Below are 13,737 nucleotides of genomic sequence, written 5' to 3' on the forward strand. Positions count from 1 at the left end.
TGTCTCCTTATTCGGCCGGTGTGGTTTCGGCGGATTTCTTGTCGCCTTCAGCGTCGGCTTTCTTGCCGCGCCCGAACAGGCGCGCGATGCGCTGGCCGCCTTCGACGAGGCCGCCGGGCAGGAAGATCACCACCAGCATGAAGATGATGCCGAGGGTCAGGTGCCAGCCCTTGCCGATGAAGGGATAGACCATGGCGACGAGCGCGTCCTCCATCCCGTCGGGCAGGAAGGCGAACCACTGGTGCAGGATGGTCTCGTTGATCTTGGAGATGATGTTCTCCATGTACTTGATCATGCCCGCGCCCAGGACCGGGCCGATCAGGGTTCCCGCGCCGCCGAGGATGGTCATCAGCACCACCTCTCCGGAGGCGGTCCAGAACATCCGCTCGGGCCCCACTTGCGTGTCCATCGCCACCATCAGGCCACCGGCGAGCCCGGCATACATGCCCGAGATCACGAAGGCCGCCAGCGTGTAGGGTTTGGAGTTCAGGCCGGTGTAGTTCATCCGCTGCTGGTTGGATTTGACCGCGCGCAGCATCATCCCGAAGGGCGAGCGGAAGATGCGGATCGCCACATAGAAGCTGATCAGCATGATCACGGCCGCCAGGTAGTAGCCCGCGTTGAACGTGAAGAGCCAGCCGCCGACATTGAGCTCGTAACTCGATTTCATCGTCAGCCCGAAGAGGTTGGCGGACGGCGTCGCGCCCTCGGCCAGGGCCGGGTCGAGCAGGCGGGGGTCGTTGACCTTGGGCTGCAGCCCGGTCTCGCCCCCGGTGATCGGGGTCAGGACCGAGTAGGCCAGGGCATAGGACATCTGCGCGAAGGCCAGCGTGAGGATCGAGAAGTAGATCCCCGAGCGGCGCAGCGAAATCCACCCCACCAGCAGCGAGAACAGCCCCGCCAGCACGATCGCCATGATGATCGCCGGGATCACGTTCATGGTCAGCAGCTTCATCATCCAGATCGCCGCGTAAGAGCCCACGCCGAGGAAGGCCGCGTGGCCGAAGCTGAGATAGCCCGTCAGCCCGAACAGGATGTTGAAGCCGATGGCGAAGATCCCGAAGATCACGAAGCGCTGCATCAGGTCGGGGTAGCCCGCGTTGAACTGCGCCATGCCGGAGCCTTCGGGGAAGGGGTTGAGCAGGAAGGGGGCGAGCATGGTCAGCCCGGCCACGATCAGCAGAAGGACGGTGTCTTTTTTCTCTAGTCCGAACATGGGCTCAGTCCTCCATCACGCCCTTGCGGCCCATGAGGCCACGGGGCCGGGTCAGCAAGATGATGATTGCGACAAGGTAGATGATGATCTGGTTGATGCCGGGCACCAGGTTGATGGCCCAGGACATGGACGCGAAGCTCTCCAGGATGCCCAGCAGGAACCCCGCGGCCACGGCGCCGGGCAGCGAGCCCATGCCGCCGACCACGACCACCACGAAGCTGAGCACCAGGAAGTCCATGCCCATGTGGTAGTTCGGAGAGTTGATCGGGGCGTACATCACCCCGGCGACCCCGGCCACGCAGGCGGCGATGGCGAACATGATGGTGAAGCGCTTGTCGATATTGATGCCCAGAAGGCCCACGGTTTCGCGGTCGGCCATGCCCGCGCGCACCACCATGCCGAAGGTGGTGAATTGCAGGAAGGCGAAGACCGCGGCGATGATCGTCATGGCGAAGAGGAAATAGACCAGGCGCCAGTAGGGATAGATGATCGAGCCCGGATCGAAGCCCAGCATCGCGCCGAAGTCGAACGAGCCGATGAAGGCGTCCGGGGCGGGGGTCGGGATCGGGTTGGCGCCGTAGAAATACTTGATGATTTCCTGCAGCACGATGGCGAGGCCGAAGGTGACGAGGATCTGGTCCGCATGGGGGCGCTTGTAGAAGTGCTTGATCAGGCCGCGCTCCATGGCGATGCCGATCCCGGCCATGATCGGGATGGCAAAGAGGATGCCCAGCGGCACCGCCCAGTCGATGATCGTGTCGCCCGCGGCCTGGCCGAAGATGTCGTAGACATAGGGCACGTCGACCTTGAGCGGGTTGCCGAGAAAATCGGTGCGGGTGTCGTCGATCACCTCGTGGCTGAGGGTGAGGATCTGGCTGAGCGTGACGGCGCAGAACGCCCCCAGCATGAACAGGGCCCCATGGGCGAAGTTGACGACACCGAGGGTGCCGAAGATCAAGGTCAGGCCCAGGGCGATCAGCGCATAGGCCGAGCCCTTGTCCAGTCCGTTGAGAATTTGAAGGATGATGGCGTCCATGGCTCCCACCTCGGCTATAGCGTCACGCGCCCCGCCGGCCTATGTGGCGCAGGGGCAAGGTCGGGACGGGCGCGTGCGCACCCGTCCCGGGATCTTGTCGGGGTCGGTGTCAGGCGCCCGGGTTGCAGGTCCCGAGGGTCGCCTCGGCGCCGCCGAACTGGGGGTGGTCCGGGGCATAGGTCACCTGCTCGACGGGGGTCACCTCGACGATCTCCAGCAGGTCGAACTCGGAGGTCGGGTTTTCCTTCCCGCGCACCACGAGCACGTCCTTGAAGCACTGGTGGTCGGCGGCGCGGTAGAGGGTCGGGCCGTTGCCCATCCCGTCGAATTCGAAATCCGACAGGGCCTCGTCCACGGCACAGGGGTTGAAGGAGCCCGCGCGCTCCACCGCGTCCGCGTAGAGCAGCGCCTGCACGTAGCAGGTATGGGCGGCCTGGGACGGCGGGAAGCCGTACTTGGTGCCGAAGGAGCGCACGAAGGCCTGGGAGCCTGCGTCCTGCAGCGACCAGTGCCAGTTGGTGGAGCCGAAGATGCCCTTGACGTTGGCACCGGCGCCCTTGGCCATCAGGCGCGAGTAGAGCGGCACGACGATCTCGAAGTTCTTGCCGTTCACCACCCGGTCGCGCAGGCCGAACTGCACCGCGTTGGTCAGCGAGTTCACCATGTTGCCGCCGTAGTGGTTGAGCACCAGCACATCCGCGTCCGACTGCAGCACGGGCGTGATATAGGCCGAGAAGTCGGTCTGGGTGAGCGGCGTCAGAACGGTGTTCACCGTCTCCCAGCCCATGGCTTCGGTGGAGGAGCGCACGGCTTCTTCGGTGGTGTAGCCCCAGTTGTAATCGGCGGTCAGGTGATAGGCCTTGCGGTCGGTGCCGTAGTTCTTGGCCAGGATCGGGGCGAGTGCCGCGCCGGACATGTAGGAGTTGAAGAAATGCCGGAAGCCGTTGGCCTTGCGGTCCTTGCCGGTGGTGTCGTTGGAATGGGTGAGGCCCGCCATGAAGATGATGCCCGCCTCCTGGCAGAGCGCCTGGACGGCCACGGCCACGCCGGAGGACGACCCGCCGGTAATCATCACCGCGCCGTCCTTTTCGATCATCGAGCGGGCCGAGGCGCGGGCGGCGTCGGACTTGGTCTGGGTGTCGCCGGTGACATACTCGACCTTCTTGCCGAGGATCCCGTTGCCCTGCAGCGCCTTGGAGCTGAAGGTGCTCATCATGCCGCCATCGCCGCCCCCGTTGAGGTGCTCGACCGCCAGCTCGTAGGCGCGCAGCTCGTCGGCGCCCTCGTCGGCATAGGGGCCGGACTGGGGCACGTTGAAGCCCAGGGTGACGGTGCTGCCGGTGGGCTCGTTGGTGAAGCCCGCCGACCAGGCGGCGCCGGTGAAGATGGTGGGCAGTGCCAGGCCTGCGCCGGTGGCAGCGCCTGTCTTCAGCACGCGACGGCGGCTGATTTCCGAATTAGACATTGAAGTCCTCCCGTTTAAAACTTTCGAGCCGCTAAACCTCTCCCGCGTCTCGACGGACCCGCACGAACAGTACAGGCACCTGTCAATGAAATTACAAACTGCCCCAATGGCGCAACAAGTGCTTTGATTTACAGGGTTTATTTGTAAACGATTGGACAATGCGCCCGCAGTATGTGTAAAGTTATTGTCACGCACCCGCAGAAAGTGCGTGATAACACTCAGGTTTCACCATGCCCCAGAGCGCCCTGACCGGCAGTCGCATTCGCGAAAGACGCCAGTCTCTTCGCATCAAACAGGCCGATCTCGCCCGGCAGGTCGGAATCTCCGCCTCCTATCTCAATTTGATCGAACACAATCGTCGCAGAATCGGCGGCAAGGTACTGGTCAAACTCGCCCAGGCCTTGCGGGTCGATATCACCATCCTGACCCAGGGCGCGGAGGAGACCCTGCTGGAAGGGCTGCGCGAGGCGGTGGTTTCGGCCCGGCGCAGCACGGCCGAGATCGACCGGATCGAGGAATTCGTGGCCCGTTTTCCCGGCTGGGCGCAGCTGATCGCGGCGCAGCGGCGGCGCATGGTCACCCAGGAGCGCACCATCGAGGCGCTGAACGACCGGCTGACCCATGACCCGTTCCTGGCCGAGGCGATGCATGACCTGCTGTCGAACGTCACGGCGATCCGGGCGACCGCCTCGATCCTCGCCCAGACCCCGGAGATCGAAGAGGCCTGGCGCGACCGGTTCCATCGCAACATGCTGGAGGAAAGCGACAGGCTGGCCGAGGGCAGCCAGGCGCTGGTGTCCTATTTCGACCGGCAGGTGGGGGCGGAGACCGCGTTCTCGACCCCGCAGGAGGCGCTGGAATCGGTGCTGCTGGAGCATGATTACCACCTGCCCATGCTGGAGACCGGGGGCATGGAGGCCGCCGCGGCCCTGCTCGACAAGGCGCCGCAACTGGCGATGCCCCAGGCCCGGGCCCTGGCGCTGGCTTATTTCCGCACCTATGTGCGCGACGCCGAGGCGTTGCCCATGCGCCCCTTGCAGGCGGCCTTCGCCGAGGTTCGCGACCCGGCGCAGCTGGCGCGGCGGTTCGATGTGGCCCTGCCGGTGGTGATGCATCGGCTGGCCTGTCTGCCCAAGGCCAAGGACGCGCCGGATGTGGGGCTGGTGGTGGCGGACACCTCGGGCAGCCTGCTGTTTCGCAAGGGGATCGACGGTTTTCCGATCCCGCGTTTCGGGGCGGCCTGTTCGCTCTGGTCGGTCTACCAGGCGCTGACCCAGCCGGTGCAGCCGATCCGGGTGGCGGTGGAGACGCCGCCGGGGCGGCGTTTCGTGACCTATGCGGTATCCGAGTTGACCTCGGCCGTGGATTTCGATGCGCCGCAGGTCTTTCGGTCCTGGATGCTGGTGCTGGACGCCGGCAACGCCCCGATGCCGGAGGAACGCGCGCGGCCCATCGGCACGACCTGCCGGATCTGCCCGCGGGACGCCTGCGCGGCCCGGCGCGAGCCGTCGATCCTGGCGGACTAGAGGCGGGCTTGACCAAGCGGCAGGTGGGAACGGCTTTGACACTCGGGGGAAAGCGGGCAATTCTGCGCGCCTGTAGTGTCGCCAGGGCGGAGGAGGAACCGATCATGGCGAAAACCGTTCTGGTGATCGAAGACGAGCCGAATATCATCGAGGCGATCAGTTTCATCCTGTCGCGCGAGGGATGGCACGTGCGCACCCATTCCGACGGGGCCACGGCGCTGGAGGCGATCCTGCGCGAGGTGCCGCATCTGGTCATGCTCGACGTGATGCTGCCCAATCGCAGCGGGTTCGATATCCTGCGCGATCTGCGCGCCCATCCGGAGACTTCCGCCCTGCCGGTGCTGATGCTGACCGCCAAGGGGCAGAGCAAGGATCGCGAACTGGCCGAGAGCTACGGGGTGTCCCATTTCATGACCAAGCCCTTCTCGAATGCCGAGATCCTGGACCGCGTGCGGGAGCTGGGAGGCTGAGATGGCGCGGGGACGGCCGCCCTTGTTCCTGCAACCCGAGCCCTATCGCAAGCGGCGGCTGATCGATGCCGCGCGGCTGTTGCCGGTGTTCGGGACATTCCTGTTCGTGGTGCCGATGTTGCTCCTGCCGCGGGACGAGCCGGGGACCACGGGCGAGGCGCTGATCTATCTGTTCGTGTTGTGGACGCTGCTGATCGTGTTCAGCGCGCTGATCAACCGCTACATCCGGCGGGCGGAGCGCGCGAACCTTCCCGCGCCCGGGTTCACCGTGTCGCGTCGGCAGGGGGACAAGGGGGATGACGACGCCGGGGGCGGGGCCTGATGCTGTCGCTCAACCTGCTTGTCGCGATCTCGCTGGCTTATGTGGCGTTGCTCTTCGGGGTGGCTTTCGTGGCCGAACGGCGCGCGGCGCGGGGCAAGACCGGGTGGCTGCGCGCGCCGATGATCTACACGCTGAGCCTGTCGGTCTATTGCACGGCCTGGACGTTCTATGGCGCGGTGGGCTACGCGGCGCGGTCGGGGCTGGAATTCGTGACGATCTATCTCGGTCCGACGCTGGTCTTCATCGGCTGGTGGTGGCTGCTGCGCAAGCTGGTGCGGATCGGCCGGGCGCAGCGGGTCACGTCGATCGCGGACCTGATCTCGTCGCGCTATGGCAAGTCCAACGGGCTGGCGGTGCTGGTCACCGGGATGGCGGTGATCGCCTCGGCGCCGTATATCGCGCTGCAATTGCAGTCGGTCTCGCTGTCGCTGGCGGTGTTCGATGCGGAAAGCGCGGAGGTCATGGCCAATCCCACCGGGGCGGTGATGGACGGGTTGTGGGTGGCCATCGGGCTTGCGATCTTCACGGTGCTGTTCGGGACGCGCAACCTCGATGCCAACGAGCGGCACCATGGGGTGGTCATGGCCATCGCGGTCGAAGCGGTGATGAAGCTCGTGGCCCTGCTGGCGGTGGGGGTGTTCGTGGTCTGGGGGCTGGCCGACGGGGTCGGGGATATCCTGACGCGGCTCGACGCCTCGCCGGTCTCGGCCTGGCAGGTCGAGGGCGGGCGCTGGGTCGGGTTGATCTTCGTCTCGGCGGCGGCGGTGATCTGCCTGCCGCGGATGTTCCAGGTGATGGTGGTCGAGAATGCCGACGAGTCCCACCTGAGCACGGCAAGCTGGGCCTTTCCCGCCTACCTGATGCTGATGAGCCTGTTCGTGATCCCGATCGCGGTGGTGGGGCTGGACCTGATGCCCGCGGGGGCCAACCCGGACCTGTTCGTGCTGACCCTGCCGCTGTCGCAGGATCAGAACATGCTGGCGGCGCTGGCGTTTCTGGGCGGGTTTTCCTCGGCGACCTCCATGGTGATCGTGGCGGCCATCGCGCTGTCGACCATGGTGTCGAACCACATCATCATGCCGGTCTGGCTGAGCCTGCAGGATGGCGGCAAGGCCAGCGTGTCGGGCGATGTGCGGCGCGCGATGCTGTTCTCGCGGCGGATCTCGATCGCGGCGGTGCTGGGCATGGGCTATGCCTATTTCGCCCTGTCCGAAGGCGGCGAGGCGCTGGCGGCGATCGGGTTGATCTCGTTCGTGGGCGCGGCGCAGGTGCTGCCGGCGCTGCTCGGGGGGATTTTCTGGCGCGGGGCGACCCGGCGCGGCGCGGTCGCGGGCCTGATCGCGGGGTTCGCGGTCTGGGCCTACACGTTCTACATGCCCAGCCTCGCGGTGCCGGGATCGGTGCTGGCCGATATCGTGCGGGACGGGCCGCTGGGCATGGGGTTCCTGCGGCCGCACGGGCTGTTCGGGCTGACGGGGCTCGACCCGCTGGTGCATGCGCTGCTGTGGTCGATGGTGCTGAATGCGGGGCTGTTCCTGGGGGTGTCCCTGCTGTCCTTCCCGTCGCCGATGGAGCGGTTGCAGGGCGCGCAGTTCGTCAACGTGTTCGAGCATTCGACCACCCCGCGCAGCTGGGCCGGGGGGCGGGCGGAGGCCGAGGATCTGCTGATCATGGCGCAGCGGATCCTGGGCCCGGACGAGGCCCATAACGTCTTCAGCGCAGCCGCGCGCGCCCAGGGCAAGACCGGGTACCTGCCGGACACGACGCCTGAATTCCTGATGGACCTTGAGCGGGAGCTGGCCGGATCGGTGGGCGCGGCCACGGCCCATGCGATGATCGCGCAGATCAACGGCGGGGCGTCGGTGTCGGTGCGCGAATTGATGGCGGTGGCCGACGAGACCGCGCAGATGATGGAATATTCCAGCCAGCTGGAGGCCAAGTCGCGGGAGCTGGAGGCGACGGCGACCAAGCTGCGCGAGGCCAACGAGAAGCTCACCGAGCTGTCGGTGCAGAAGGACGCCTTCCTGAGCCAGATCAGCCACGAGCTGCGCACGCCGATGACCTCGATCCGGTCGTTTTCCGAGATTCTGATGCAGGGGCGGCTGGAGCCGGAGGTGCGGCGGCGCTATTCCTCGATCATCCATGACGAGAGCCTGCGGCTGACCCGGCTGCTCGACGATCTGCTGGATCTCAGCGTGCTGGAGAACGGGCAGGTGGTGCTGAACCCGCAGCAGGAGCGGCTGGGCGACCTGATCGACCGGGCGATCTCGGCCTCGGCGGTGGGACATGCGCGCAGCCTGAGGGTGCTGCGCGATCCGGGGCAGGAAGATCACGTGATCTACACCGATACCGACCGGCTGGTGCAGGTGTTCATCAACATCATCGCCAACACGATCAAGTATTGCGACGCGACCGATCCGGAACTGCGGATCGAGGTGCGCGCGGGCGAGGGGATGCTGCAGCTCGATTTCATCGACAACGGCTCGGGCATCCCGGCGCGCAGCCATGGCCTGATCTTCGAGAAATTCGCGCGGCTGGACGACCAGACCAAGGCGGGCGGCGCGGGGCTGGGTCTGGCGATCTGCCGCGAGGTGATGAGCAAGCTGGGCGGATCGATCGATTACCTGCGCGGGCAGTCGGGCGCGGCGTTCCGGGTCAGCCTGCCGATGGAGATTTCCCGCGCCGTGGCCTGAGCCGGTTACCTCGCCTTAACCCGAGTGCGCGACAAGGGGGTGTTCCGATTGCAGAATGCGAGTCGCCCCATGTCCGTGCCAGACCAGTCCGCGCTTTTGCGGCGCAAGATGGAAAGCAGCCCCGCGGCCCAGGGCGGCAGCGCAGCCCCCGTCTCGCCCGAGATGGCGAGCCTGCGGGCCGTGGCGCGCGCGGGCTTCATCGCCGCCGGGCTGAAGATCGCCGCACCGTCGGTCCAGGTGGTGGACACCGACGGGGTGGCCGGGCTTGCCGAACAGATGGCCGATGTCGCGCTGCTGATCCCCTGCAATGCCCCCGACGGGGCGGAGGGGTTCGCGGCCCTGTCCTCGGGGGGTATGACCGGGTTGGTGGAAAAGACCACCACGGGGCGGATCTCGCCGGGCGAGCCCGAGCCGCGGGACGCCAGCAGCATCGACCAGCTTCTGTGCCGGGGCTTCATCGAGCGGTTCTTCGAGGCCTGGGGTGAGTTGCTGGCGGGCACGTCCCATGAGGCGTGGCTGGCGGGCTATGCCCCCACGGACGGGATGATGCAGCCCGATGTGCTGTCGGTGTCGGCGCCCGATATTCCCTACAGGCTCTATCTGATCACCGCGCAGTTCGACGGGCTGCGCGAGGTGGCCTTCAGCGTGGCCCTGCCGGTGAGCCGGCCCCGACCCGCCGATCTGGTCGAGACCGGGGATGCCGCGCGGAGCACGGGCGAATGGGCCAAGGACTGGCGTGCGGCGGTGCTGGAAAGCCCGGCGGAGCTGGACGCGGTGTTGTGCAAGCTGGAGTTGTCCCTGGACGAGGTGCGCCGCTGGGCACCGGGGGACCGGGTGTCGATCCCGGCCTCGGCGCTGTCCTCGGTGTCGCTGGGCCGACGCAACGGGCCGAGCGTGGCCACCGCGCGGCTGGGGCAGGCGCGGGGCGTGCGGGCGCTGCGGCTGAACGAGATCACCACCCAGCGGGTTGGCGGGATCGCGTCGCGTCCGGTGCCACCGGAACCCTTGCCGCCAGGTGCGGGATTTCAGGACGAGGCGGGGATCCCGGCGCAGGTCGCGCCCCCCGAGCCGGAGAGTGGCGCGGCGGCAGGTCCCTGACGGCGGCGGCGCTCAGCCCGCCTGTTGGGCGGCGAGCATGTCGATCTGCCCGCGCAGACCCTCCAGCGCATAACCTGCGCGCTGGGTTGCCTCCAGGATGTCGTCGGTCGGCATTTTTCCGGCCATGGCCAGGGCCCAGACAATCGCCGACCGCGTCCCGGACGCGCAATAGGCCAGCACCTTGCCCTCGGGATTTCCGGCGATGGCGTCGGCCTGGTCGGTGACATCGTCCATCGACAGCGCGCCGCCGATCACCGGGTTGTCGCAGAAACGCAGCCCGGCGGCCTCGACGGCGATGCGCATCACCTCCGCCGACAGCTCCGGCGGGTTTTCCATGTCGGGCCGGTTGCAGATCACGGTGGTAAAGCCCGCCGCCGCGATTTCAGGAATATCCGTCGGCATCAGTTGCGGCGCGACTGCGTAGGTCTCGGAGAGCGGGCGATAGGTCATGGGCCCGTTGTAGAGGCCGCGCCGGGGGAGGTCCAGTGGCCGAAACCCCGCCGGGCGATGTCGCGAACCTGTCATCGTTGACCTGTATCAAGGAAGCGCTTGGCGCTGGACGTTAAGCTCTTGGCAGGATTTCGCGGGGGAGAGGCGAATGGACCTTCTGGAACGCCAGACCGAGTTGCGCGCCGAGCGGCGGGCATTGATCGAAACCCTCAGGCGGGGGCGGCCGGGGGCCGTCACGCGACCGGGGCGGCGGGCCGAGGCCGGATCGCCCGAATTGCGACAGTTGCGGCGCCTGGAGCTCGCGCTCAAACGGATCGAGACCGGGGCCTACGGGCTGTGCATGGCCTGTGGCGGAGAGATTTCGCCAGGGCGGCTGCATGCGTGTCCGGCCACGGCCTTGTGCGCGTCTTGCAAAGGGGAGGGGTAGGCCCGATGTCCAGTCGGGCCCCTTCCAAACCGATGTCTATGGGGAGAAAATCCATGACCACCGATCAGACCTTGACCAAGGTATTCAGCCTTCTGGACCGCGTTCAGGCAGATCCGGCGCGCGGGTTTGCCTGCGAAGCCGAACTGGCGCGGGCGGTTGCGGAGCTTGAGACCATGGAGGTGGCGGTGCCTGCGTCCCTCCATGATTTGTGCGCGCGTCTGCGTGCGGAGCGTCGGGCCTTCGAAGCCCAGGAAGACGCATTCGACAACATGCCGGTCTGATCCGCGCGATCGGCCATGTGTCACCGGCAGGGGCGGCGGCGCCCCTTGTCAGCCCACTCCGCGCGGGGAGGGTTTCACCATGCTTACCGAGACACCCTTGGAAGCTGCTGAGTCGCAGACCGACTCAGATCGCCTCAGAGCGCAGATCCGGGCGCTGCTCGCCTCTCCGGGGCTTGCGTCCGAGGTGGCGCGCGACCTGCACGTGCCGCAACCGCTGGGCCGGGATCCGACGATCGCGATGTGCCGTCCCCCGGTGATGCTGGTGCAACTCGCGCGCCTGGGGCGGGAAATTCCGAAGCCGTCACGGCCGAGGGTTTTGCTCTAGCGCCGCGCGCCGGGCTACACAGCGCGGTTGCAAAGCGGTTTCTCCGCTGTCAGCCTGTTGCCCAACCGGGGAAACCCGGTGCTGGAACAGGAGACAAGAATGAATTTCATCAAAACCGGATTTTTGCCCGCAGCGATTCTGGCCGTGGGGATCGGCGGGGCGTCGGCCTGCGAGCTGGCCGAAGGCTCCGTGCGCATCCTGTCCAACGATTTCCCCGCCCTGCAGGCCGTTACCGGCGCGGCGGCGGCCTGTGCCACGGGCGGGGCGACGGTGACGGCGAACCTGACGACCGAGCACCGCAACATCCAGGTGGCGGCCCTGACCGCGGATCCGGCGGAATATACCTCGGCCGTGGTGTCGAATTCGAGCCTCGTGCCGCTGCTGACCGACGGGCTGGTGCGGCCGCTGGACGATCTGATCGCGGCCCATGGGGCGGGGGTGTCGCCGAACCAGAAGATCATGATCGACGGGCGCACCATGGCGATCGCCTTCATGGCCAATGCGCAGCACCTCTATTATCGGCGCGACATCCTGGAGGCGGCGGGGCTGGAGGTGCCGACGACCTATGAGGAGGTGCTCGCCGCGGCAGAGGCGATCCGCGACCAGGGGCTGATGGAATTTCCCCTCGGCGGGACGTTCAAGGCGGGCTGGAACCTGGCCCAGGAATTCGTGAACATGTATCTCGGCCATGGTGGGGCGTTTTTCGAGCCCGGCTCGGCGGCCCCGGCGATCAACAATGCCCAAGGGGTTGCGGCGCTGGAGATGATGAAGGCGCTGACCGCGTACATGAACCCGGATTTTCTCACCTACGATTCCAATGCCTTGCAGGCCGAATTTGAAGCAGGAAACGTGGCGCTGGCCAATTTCTGGGGCTCGCGGGCCGGCGGCGTGACCGATGCGGAGGGCGCGACCCCCGAGATCGCGGCGGCCATCGGGTTCGCGGCGGCCCCCACGGTGGCGGGGGGCACGACGCCGGCGTCGACCCTGTGGTGGGACGGGTTCACCATCGCCACCAACATCCCGGACGTGGATGCGGAGGCGAGCTTCGTCGCCATGGTCCACGGCGCCTCGACCGAGGTGGCCAATGCCAATCCCAACGCGGCGGTCTGGCTGATCGACGGCTACACCCCGGGCGACGCGGCGGTGGGCGTTCTGGCTACGGCGCAGATGGGCACGTCGCCCTATCCGATGCTGCCCTATATGAGCCTGATGCACACCGCGCTCGGCACCGAGATCGTCGAGTTCCTGCAAGGCAGCGAGACGGCGGAACAGGCCCTGTCGGATGTGGAGGCGTCCTACAGGGCGGCCGCGCGCGAAGCGGGCTTTCTGAACTGAGCCGGGGCGGCGGGGGCGGGCACCAGCCCCCGCCGCGCGGCCAACAGGGGAGCCGCCGGGATGAAGCACAGGACGTTTTTCTGGTTCATGCTGCCCTCGGGCATCGCGATGCTGCTGTTCATCGCGCTGCCCATCGTGTCGGTTTTTGTGCAGTCGCTGTTTGTCGAGAACGAGAAGGTGCTGGTGGAGGTGGTGACCTCCGGGCCTTTCGGGACCACGACACAGGTGGTGGTGGACGAGGCGGCGACCGCGGTGCTGAACGCGGCCAACCCCCTGGGGCAATTCAACGGGTTCGGCACCTATGCCAACCGCAATCACCTGGCTTTTGCCGAGGTGGCGGAATTCTGGCGGTCCTCGGACAGCTTGGGCGCGTTTGCGCGCCAGGTCTACGGGCTGCCGTTCTACAAGGCGCTGACCTTTACCCTGGCCTATACGTTCATCGTGACGCCGCTGATCATCGCCCTGGGGTTCCTGATCGCGGTGGCGGTGAACGCGCTGCCGCGGCTCCTGAAGGGGCCGGTGATCTTCACCTCGCTCTTGCCCATGATCATCACGCCGCTGGTCGGCTCGCTGATCCTGTTCTGGATGATCGACAGCCGGGGGGTGATCGGCAAGACGCTGCAATTCATTTTCGAGGACCCGGACCTGAGCCTTAAGGCGTCGCCGATGCTGACCTGGATCACGCTGATGGTCTATGGGGTGTGGTCGTCGGCGCCCTTTGCCTTCGTGGTGTTCTATGCGGGCCTGCAGACCGTGCCGCAGGACACCCTGGAATCGGCGATGATCGACGGGGCGACGCGGTGGCAACGGATCCGGTTCGTGGTGCTGCCCTACCTGATGCCGCTGGTCACCTTTATCGCGCTCATTCAGTTGATGGACAATTTCCGGGTGTTCGAGCCGATCGTGGGCTTCAACGCCGAGGCGAACGCGACCTCGCTCAGCTGGATCATCTATAACGACCTGCGAGGCAGCGAGGTGGCGCTGTTCGGGTCGGCCGCGGCGACCTCGATGCTGACGATCCTGGGGGTGGCGATCCTGCTGACGCCGGTGTTGATCCGGACTTGGCGCGATTTCTCGGCAAAGGGGCACTGAG

14 protein-coding genes are annotated in these 13,737 nt (G+C 66.6%); 10 read left to right on the forward strand and 4 right to left on the reverse strand.

The genetic code is table 11. The annotated features are described in order from the left end of the window. Positions 1-7 precede the first annotated feature (7 nt). The 3 genes from DSHI_RS07135 to DSHI_RS07145 form a co-directional block, all read right to left on the reverse strand. Entirely contained in the window at positions 8-1,216 is a 1,209-nt protein-coding gene (locus tag DSHI_RS07135; protein ID WP_012178074.1) for a branched-chain amino acid ABC transporter permease, read from the reverse strand. A 4-nt stretch (positions 1,217-1,220) separates the two neighbouring features. Beyond that, positions 1,221-2,252, reverse strand: a complete 1,032-nt coding sequence (locus DSHI_RS07140; RefSeq protein ID WP_012178075.1) for a branched-chain amino acid ABC transporter permease — start codon at positions 2,250-2,252, stop codon at positions 1,221-1,223. A 109-nt stretch (positions 2,253-2,361) separates the two neighbouring features. After that, positions 2,362-3,717, reverse strand: a complete 1,356-nt coding sequence (locus DSHI_RS07145) for an ABC transporter substrate-binding protein (RefSeq protein WP_012178076.1) — start codon at positions 3,715-3,717, stop codon at positions 2,362-2,364. Positions 3,718-3,947: 230 nt separating this feature from the next. On the opposite strand from DSHI_RS07145, the gene DSHI_RS07150 reads away from it, so the two are divergent. The 5 genes from DSHI_RS07150 (at position 3,948) to DSHI_RS07170 (ending at position 9,826) form a co-directional block, all read left to right on the forward strand. Next, positions 3,948-5,243, forward strand: coding sequence for a helix-turn-helix transcriptional regulator (locus DSHI_RS07150; protein ID WP_012178077.1), 1,296 nt, complete (start codon positions 3,948-3,950; stop codon positions 5,241-5,243). A 104-nt stretch (positions 5,244-5,347) separates the two neighbouring features. Continuing rightward, positions 5,348-5,713, forward strand: a complete 366-nt coding sequence (locus DSHI_RS07155; protein ID WP_012178078.1) for a response regulator transcription factor — start codon at positions 5,348-5,350, stop codon at positions 5,711-5,713. Position 5,714: 1 nt separating this feature from the next. Further along, positions 5,715-6,035 (forward strand): hypothetical protein, encoded by a 321-nt coding sequence (locus DSHI_RS07160; protein WP_012178079.1) that lies wholly within the window; start codon positions 5,715-5,717, stop codon positions 6,033-6,035. Continuing rightward, positions 6,035-8,728, forward strand: a complete 2,694-nt coding sequence (locus DSHI_RS07165) for an ATP-binding protein (RefSeq protein WP_012178080.1) — start codon at positions 6,035-6,037, stop codon at positions 8,726-8,728. Before DSHI_RS07160 ends, DSHI_RS07165 begins: the two co-directional genes overlap by 1 nt. Before the next feature lie 69 nt (positions 8,729-8,797). Continuing rightward, positions 8,798-9,826: a FliM/FliN family flagellar motor switch protein gene (locus DSHI_RS07170; RefSeq protein ID WP_044027671.1), complete on the forward strand. Its 1,029-nt coding sequence runs from the start codon at positions 8,798-8,800 to the stop codon at positions 9,824-9,826. A 12-nt stretch (positions 9,827-9,838) separates the two neighbouring features. On the opposite strand, the gene DSHI_RS07175 is transcribed toward DSHI_RS07170, so the two are convergent. Continuing rightward, complete coding sequence (locus DSHI_RS07175; RefSeq protein WP_044027672.1) at positions 9,839-10,276, reverse strand: protein tyrosine phosphatase family protein; 438 nt, start codon at positions 10,274-10,276, stop codon at positions 9,839-9,841. Between the two features lie 148 nt (positions 10,277-10,424). Between DSHI_RS07175 and DSHI_RS07180 the strand changes: the two genes are divergently transcribed. The 5 genes from DSHI_RS07180 (at position 10,425) to DSHI_RS07200 (ending at position 13,736) form a co-directional block, all read left to right on the forward strand. Then, positions 10,425-10,703, forward strand: a complete 279-nt coding sequence (locus tag DSHI_RS07180; RefSeq protein WP_012178083.1) for a TraR/DksA family transcriptional regulator — start codon at positions 10,425-10,427, stop codon at positions 10,701-10,703. 53 nt (positions 10,704-10,756) lie between these two features. Beyond that, entirely contained in the window at positions 10,757-10,984 is a 228-nt protein-coding gene (locus DSHI_RS07185; RefSeq protein ID WP_044027673.1) for a hypothetical protein, read from the forward strand. 79 nt (positions 10,985-11,063) lie between these two features. After that, on the forward strand, positions 11,064-11,309 hold the full coding sequence (locus DSHI_RS07190) for a hypothetical protein (protein ID WP_044027674.1): 246 nt from the start codon (positions 11,064-11,066) through the stop codon (positions 11,307-11,309). 99 nt (positions 11,310-11,408) lie between these two features. Next, the gene (locus DSHI_RS07195) at positions 11,409-12,644 is read left to right on the forward strand and encodes an ABC transporter substrate-binding protein (protein WP_012178085.1); all 1,236 of its coding nucleotides are present in this window, start codon (positions 11,409-11,411) and stop codon (positions 12,642-12,644) included. 60 nt (positions 12,645-12,704) lie between these two features. After that, the gene (locus tag DSHI_RS07200) at positions 12,705-13,736 is read left to right on the forward strand and encodes a carbohydrate ABC transporter permease (protein ID WP_012178086.1); all 1,032 of its coding nucleotides are present in this window, start codon (positions 12,705-12,707) and stop codon (positions 13,734-13,736) included. The last annotated feature ends 1 nt before the right edge of the window (position 13,737 follow it).

It is taken from the genome of Dinoroseobacter shibae DFL 12 = DSM 16493, assembly GCF_000018145.1.
GTDB lineage: Bacteria > Pseudomonadota > Alphaproteobacteria > Rhodobacterales > Rhodobacteraceae > Dinoroseobacter > Dinoroseobacter shibae.

Coding starts and splice junctions, on each gene's coding strand:
- DSHI_RS07135 (WP_012178074.1), bottom strand. CDS start 1,216: ATGTTCGGACTAGAGAAAAAAGACACCGTCCTTCTGCTGATCGTGGCC.
- DSHI_RS07140 (WP_012178075.1), bottom strand. CDS start 2,252: ATGGACGCCATCATCCTTCAAATTCTCAACGGACTGGACAAGGGCTCG.
- DSHI_RS07145 (WP_012178076.1), bottom strand. CDS start 3,717: ATGTCTAATTCGGAAATCAGCCGCCGTCGCGTGCTGAAGACAGGCGCT.
- DSHI_RS07150 (WP_012178077.1), top strand. CDS start 3,948: ATGCCCCAGAGCGCCCTGACCGGCAGTCGCATTCGCGAAAGACGCCAG.
- DSHI_RS07155 (WP_012178078.1), top strand. CDS start 5,348: ATGGCGAAAACCGTTCTGGTGATCGAAGACGAGCCGAATATCATCGAG.
- DSHI_RS07160 (WP_012178079.1), top strand. CDS start 5,715: ATGGCGCGGGGACGGCCGCCCTTGTTCCTGCAACCCGAGCCCTATCGC.
- DSHI_RS07165 (WP_012178080.1), top strand. CDS start 6,035: ATGCTGTCGCTCAACCTGCTTGTCGCGATCTCGCTGGCTTATGTGGCG.
- DSHI_RS07170 (WP_044027671.1), top strand. CDS start 8,798: ATGTCCGTGCCAGACCAGTCCGCGCTTTTGCGGCGCAAGATGGAAAGC.
- DSHI_RS07175 (WP_044027672.1), bottom strand. CDS start 10,276: ATGACCTATCGCCCGCTCTCCGAGACCTACGCAGTCGCGCCGCAACTG.
- DSHI_RS07180 (WP_012178083.1), top strand. CDS start 10,425: ATGGACCTTCTGGAACGCCAGACCGAGTTGCGCGCCGAGCGGCGGGCA.
- DSHI_RS07185 (WP_044027673.1), top strand. CDS start 10,757: ATGACCACCGATCAGACCTTGACCAAGGTATTCAGCCTTCTGGACCGC.
- DSHI_RS07190 (WP_044027674.1), top strand. CDS start 11,064: ATGCTTACCGAGACACCCTTGGAAGCTGCTGAGTCGCAGACCGACTCA.
- DSHI_RS07195 (WP_012178085.1), top strand. CDS start 11,409: ATGAATTTCATCAAAACCGGATTTTTGCCCGCAGCGATTCTGGCCGTG.
- DSHI_RS07200 (WP_012178086.1), top strand. CDS start 12,705: ATGAAGCACAGGACGTTTTTCTGGTTCATGCTGCCCTCGGGCATCGCG.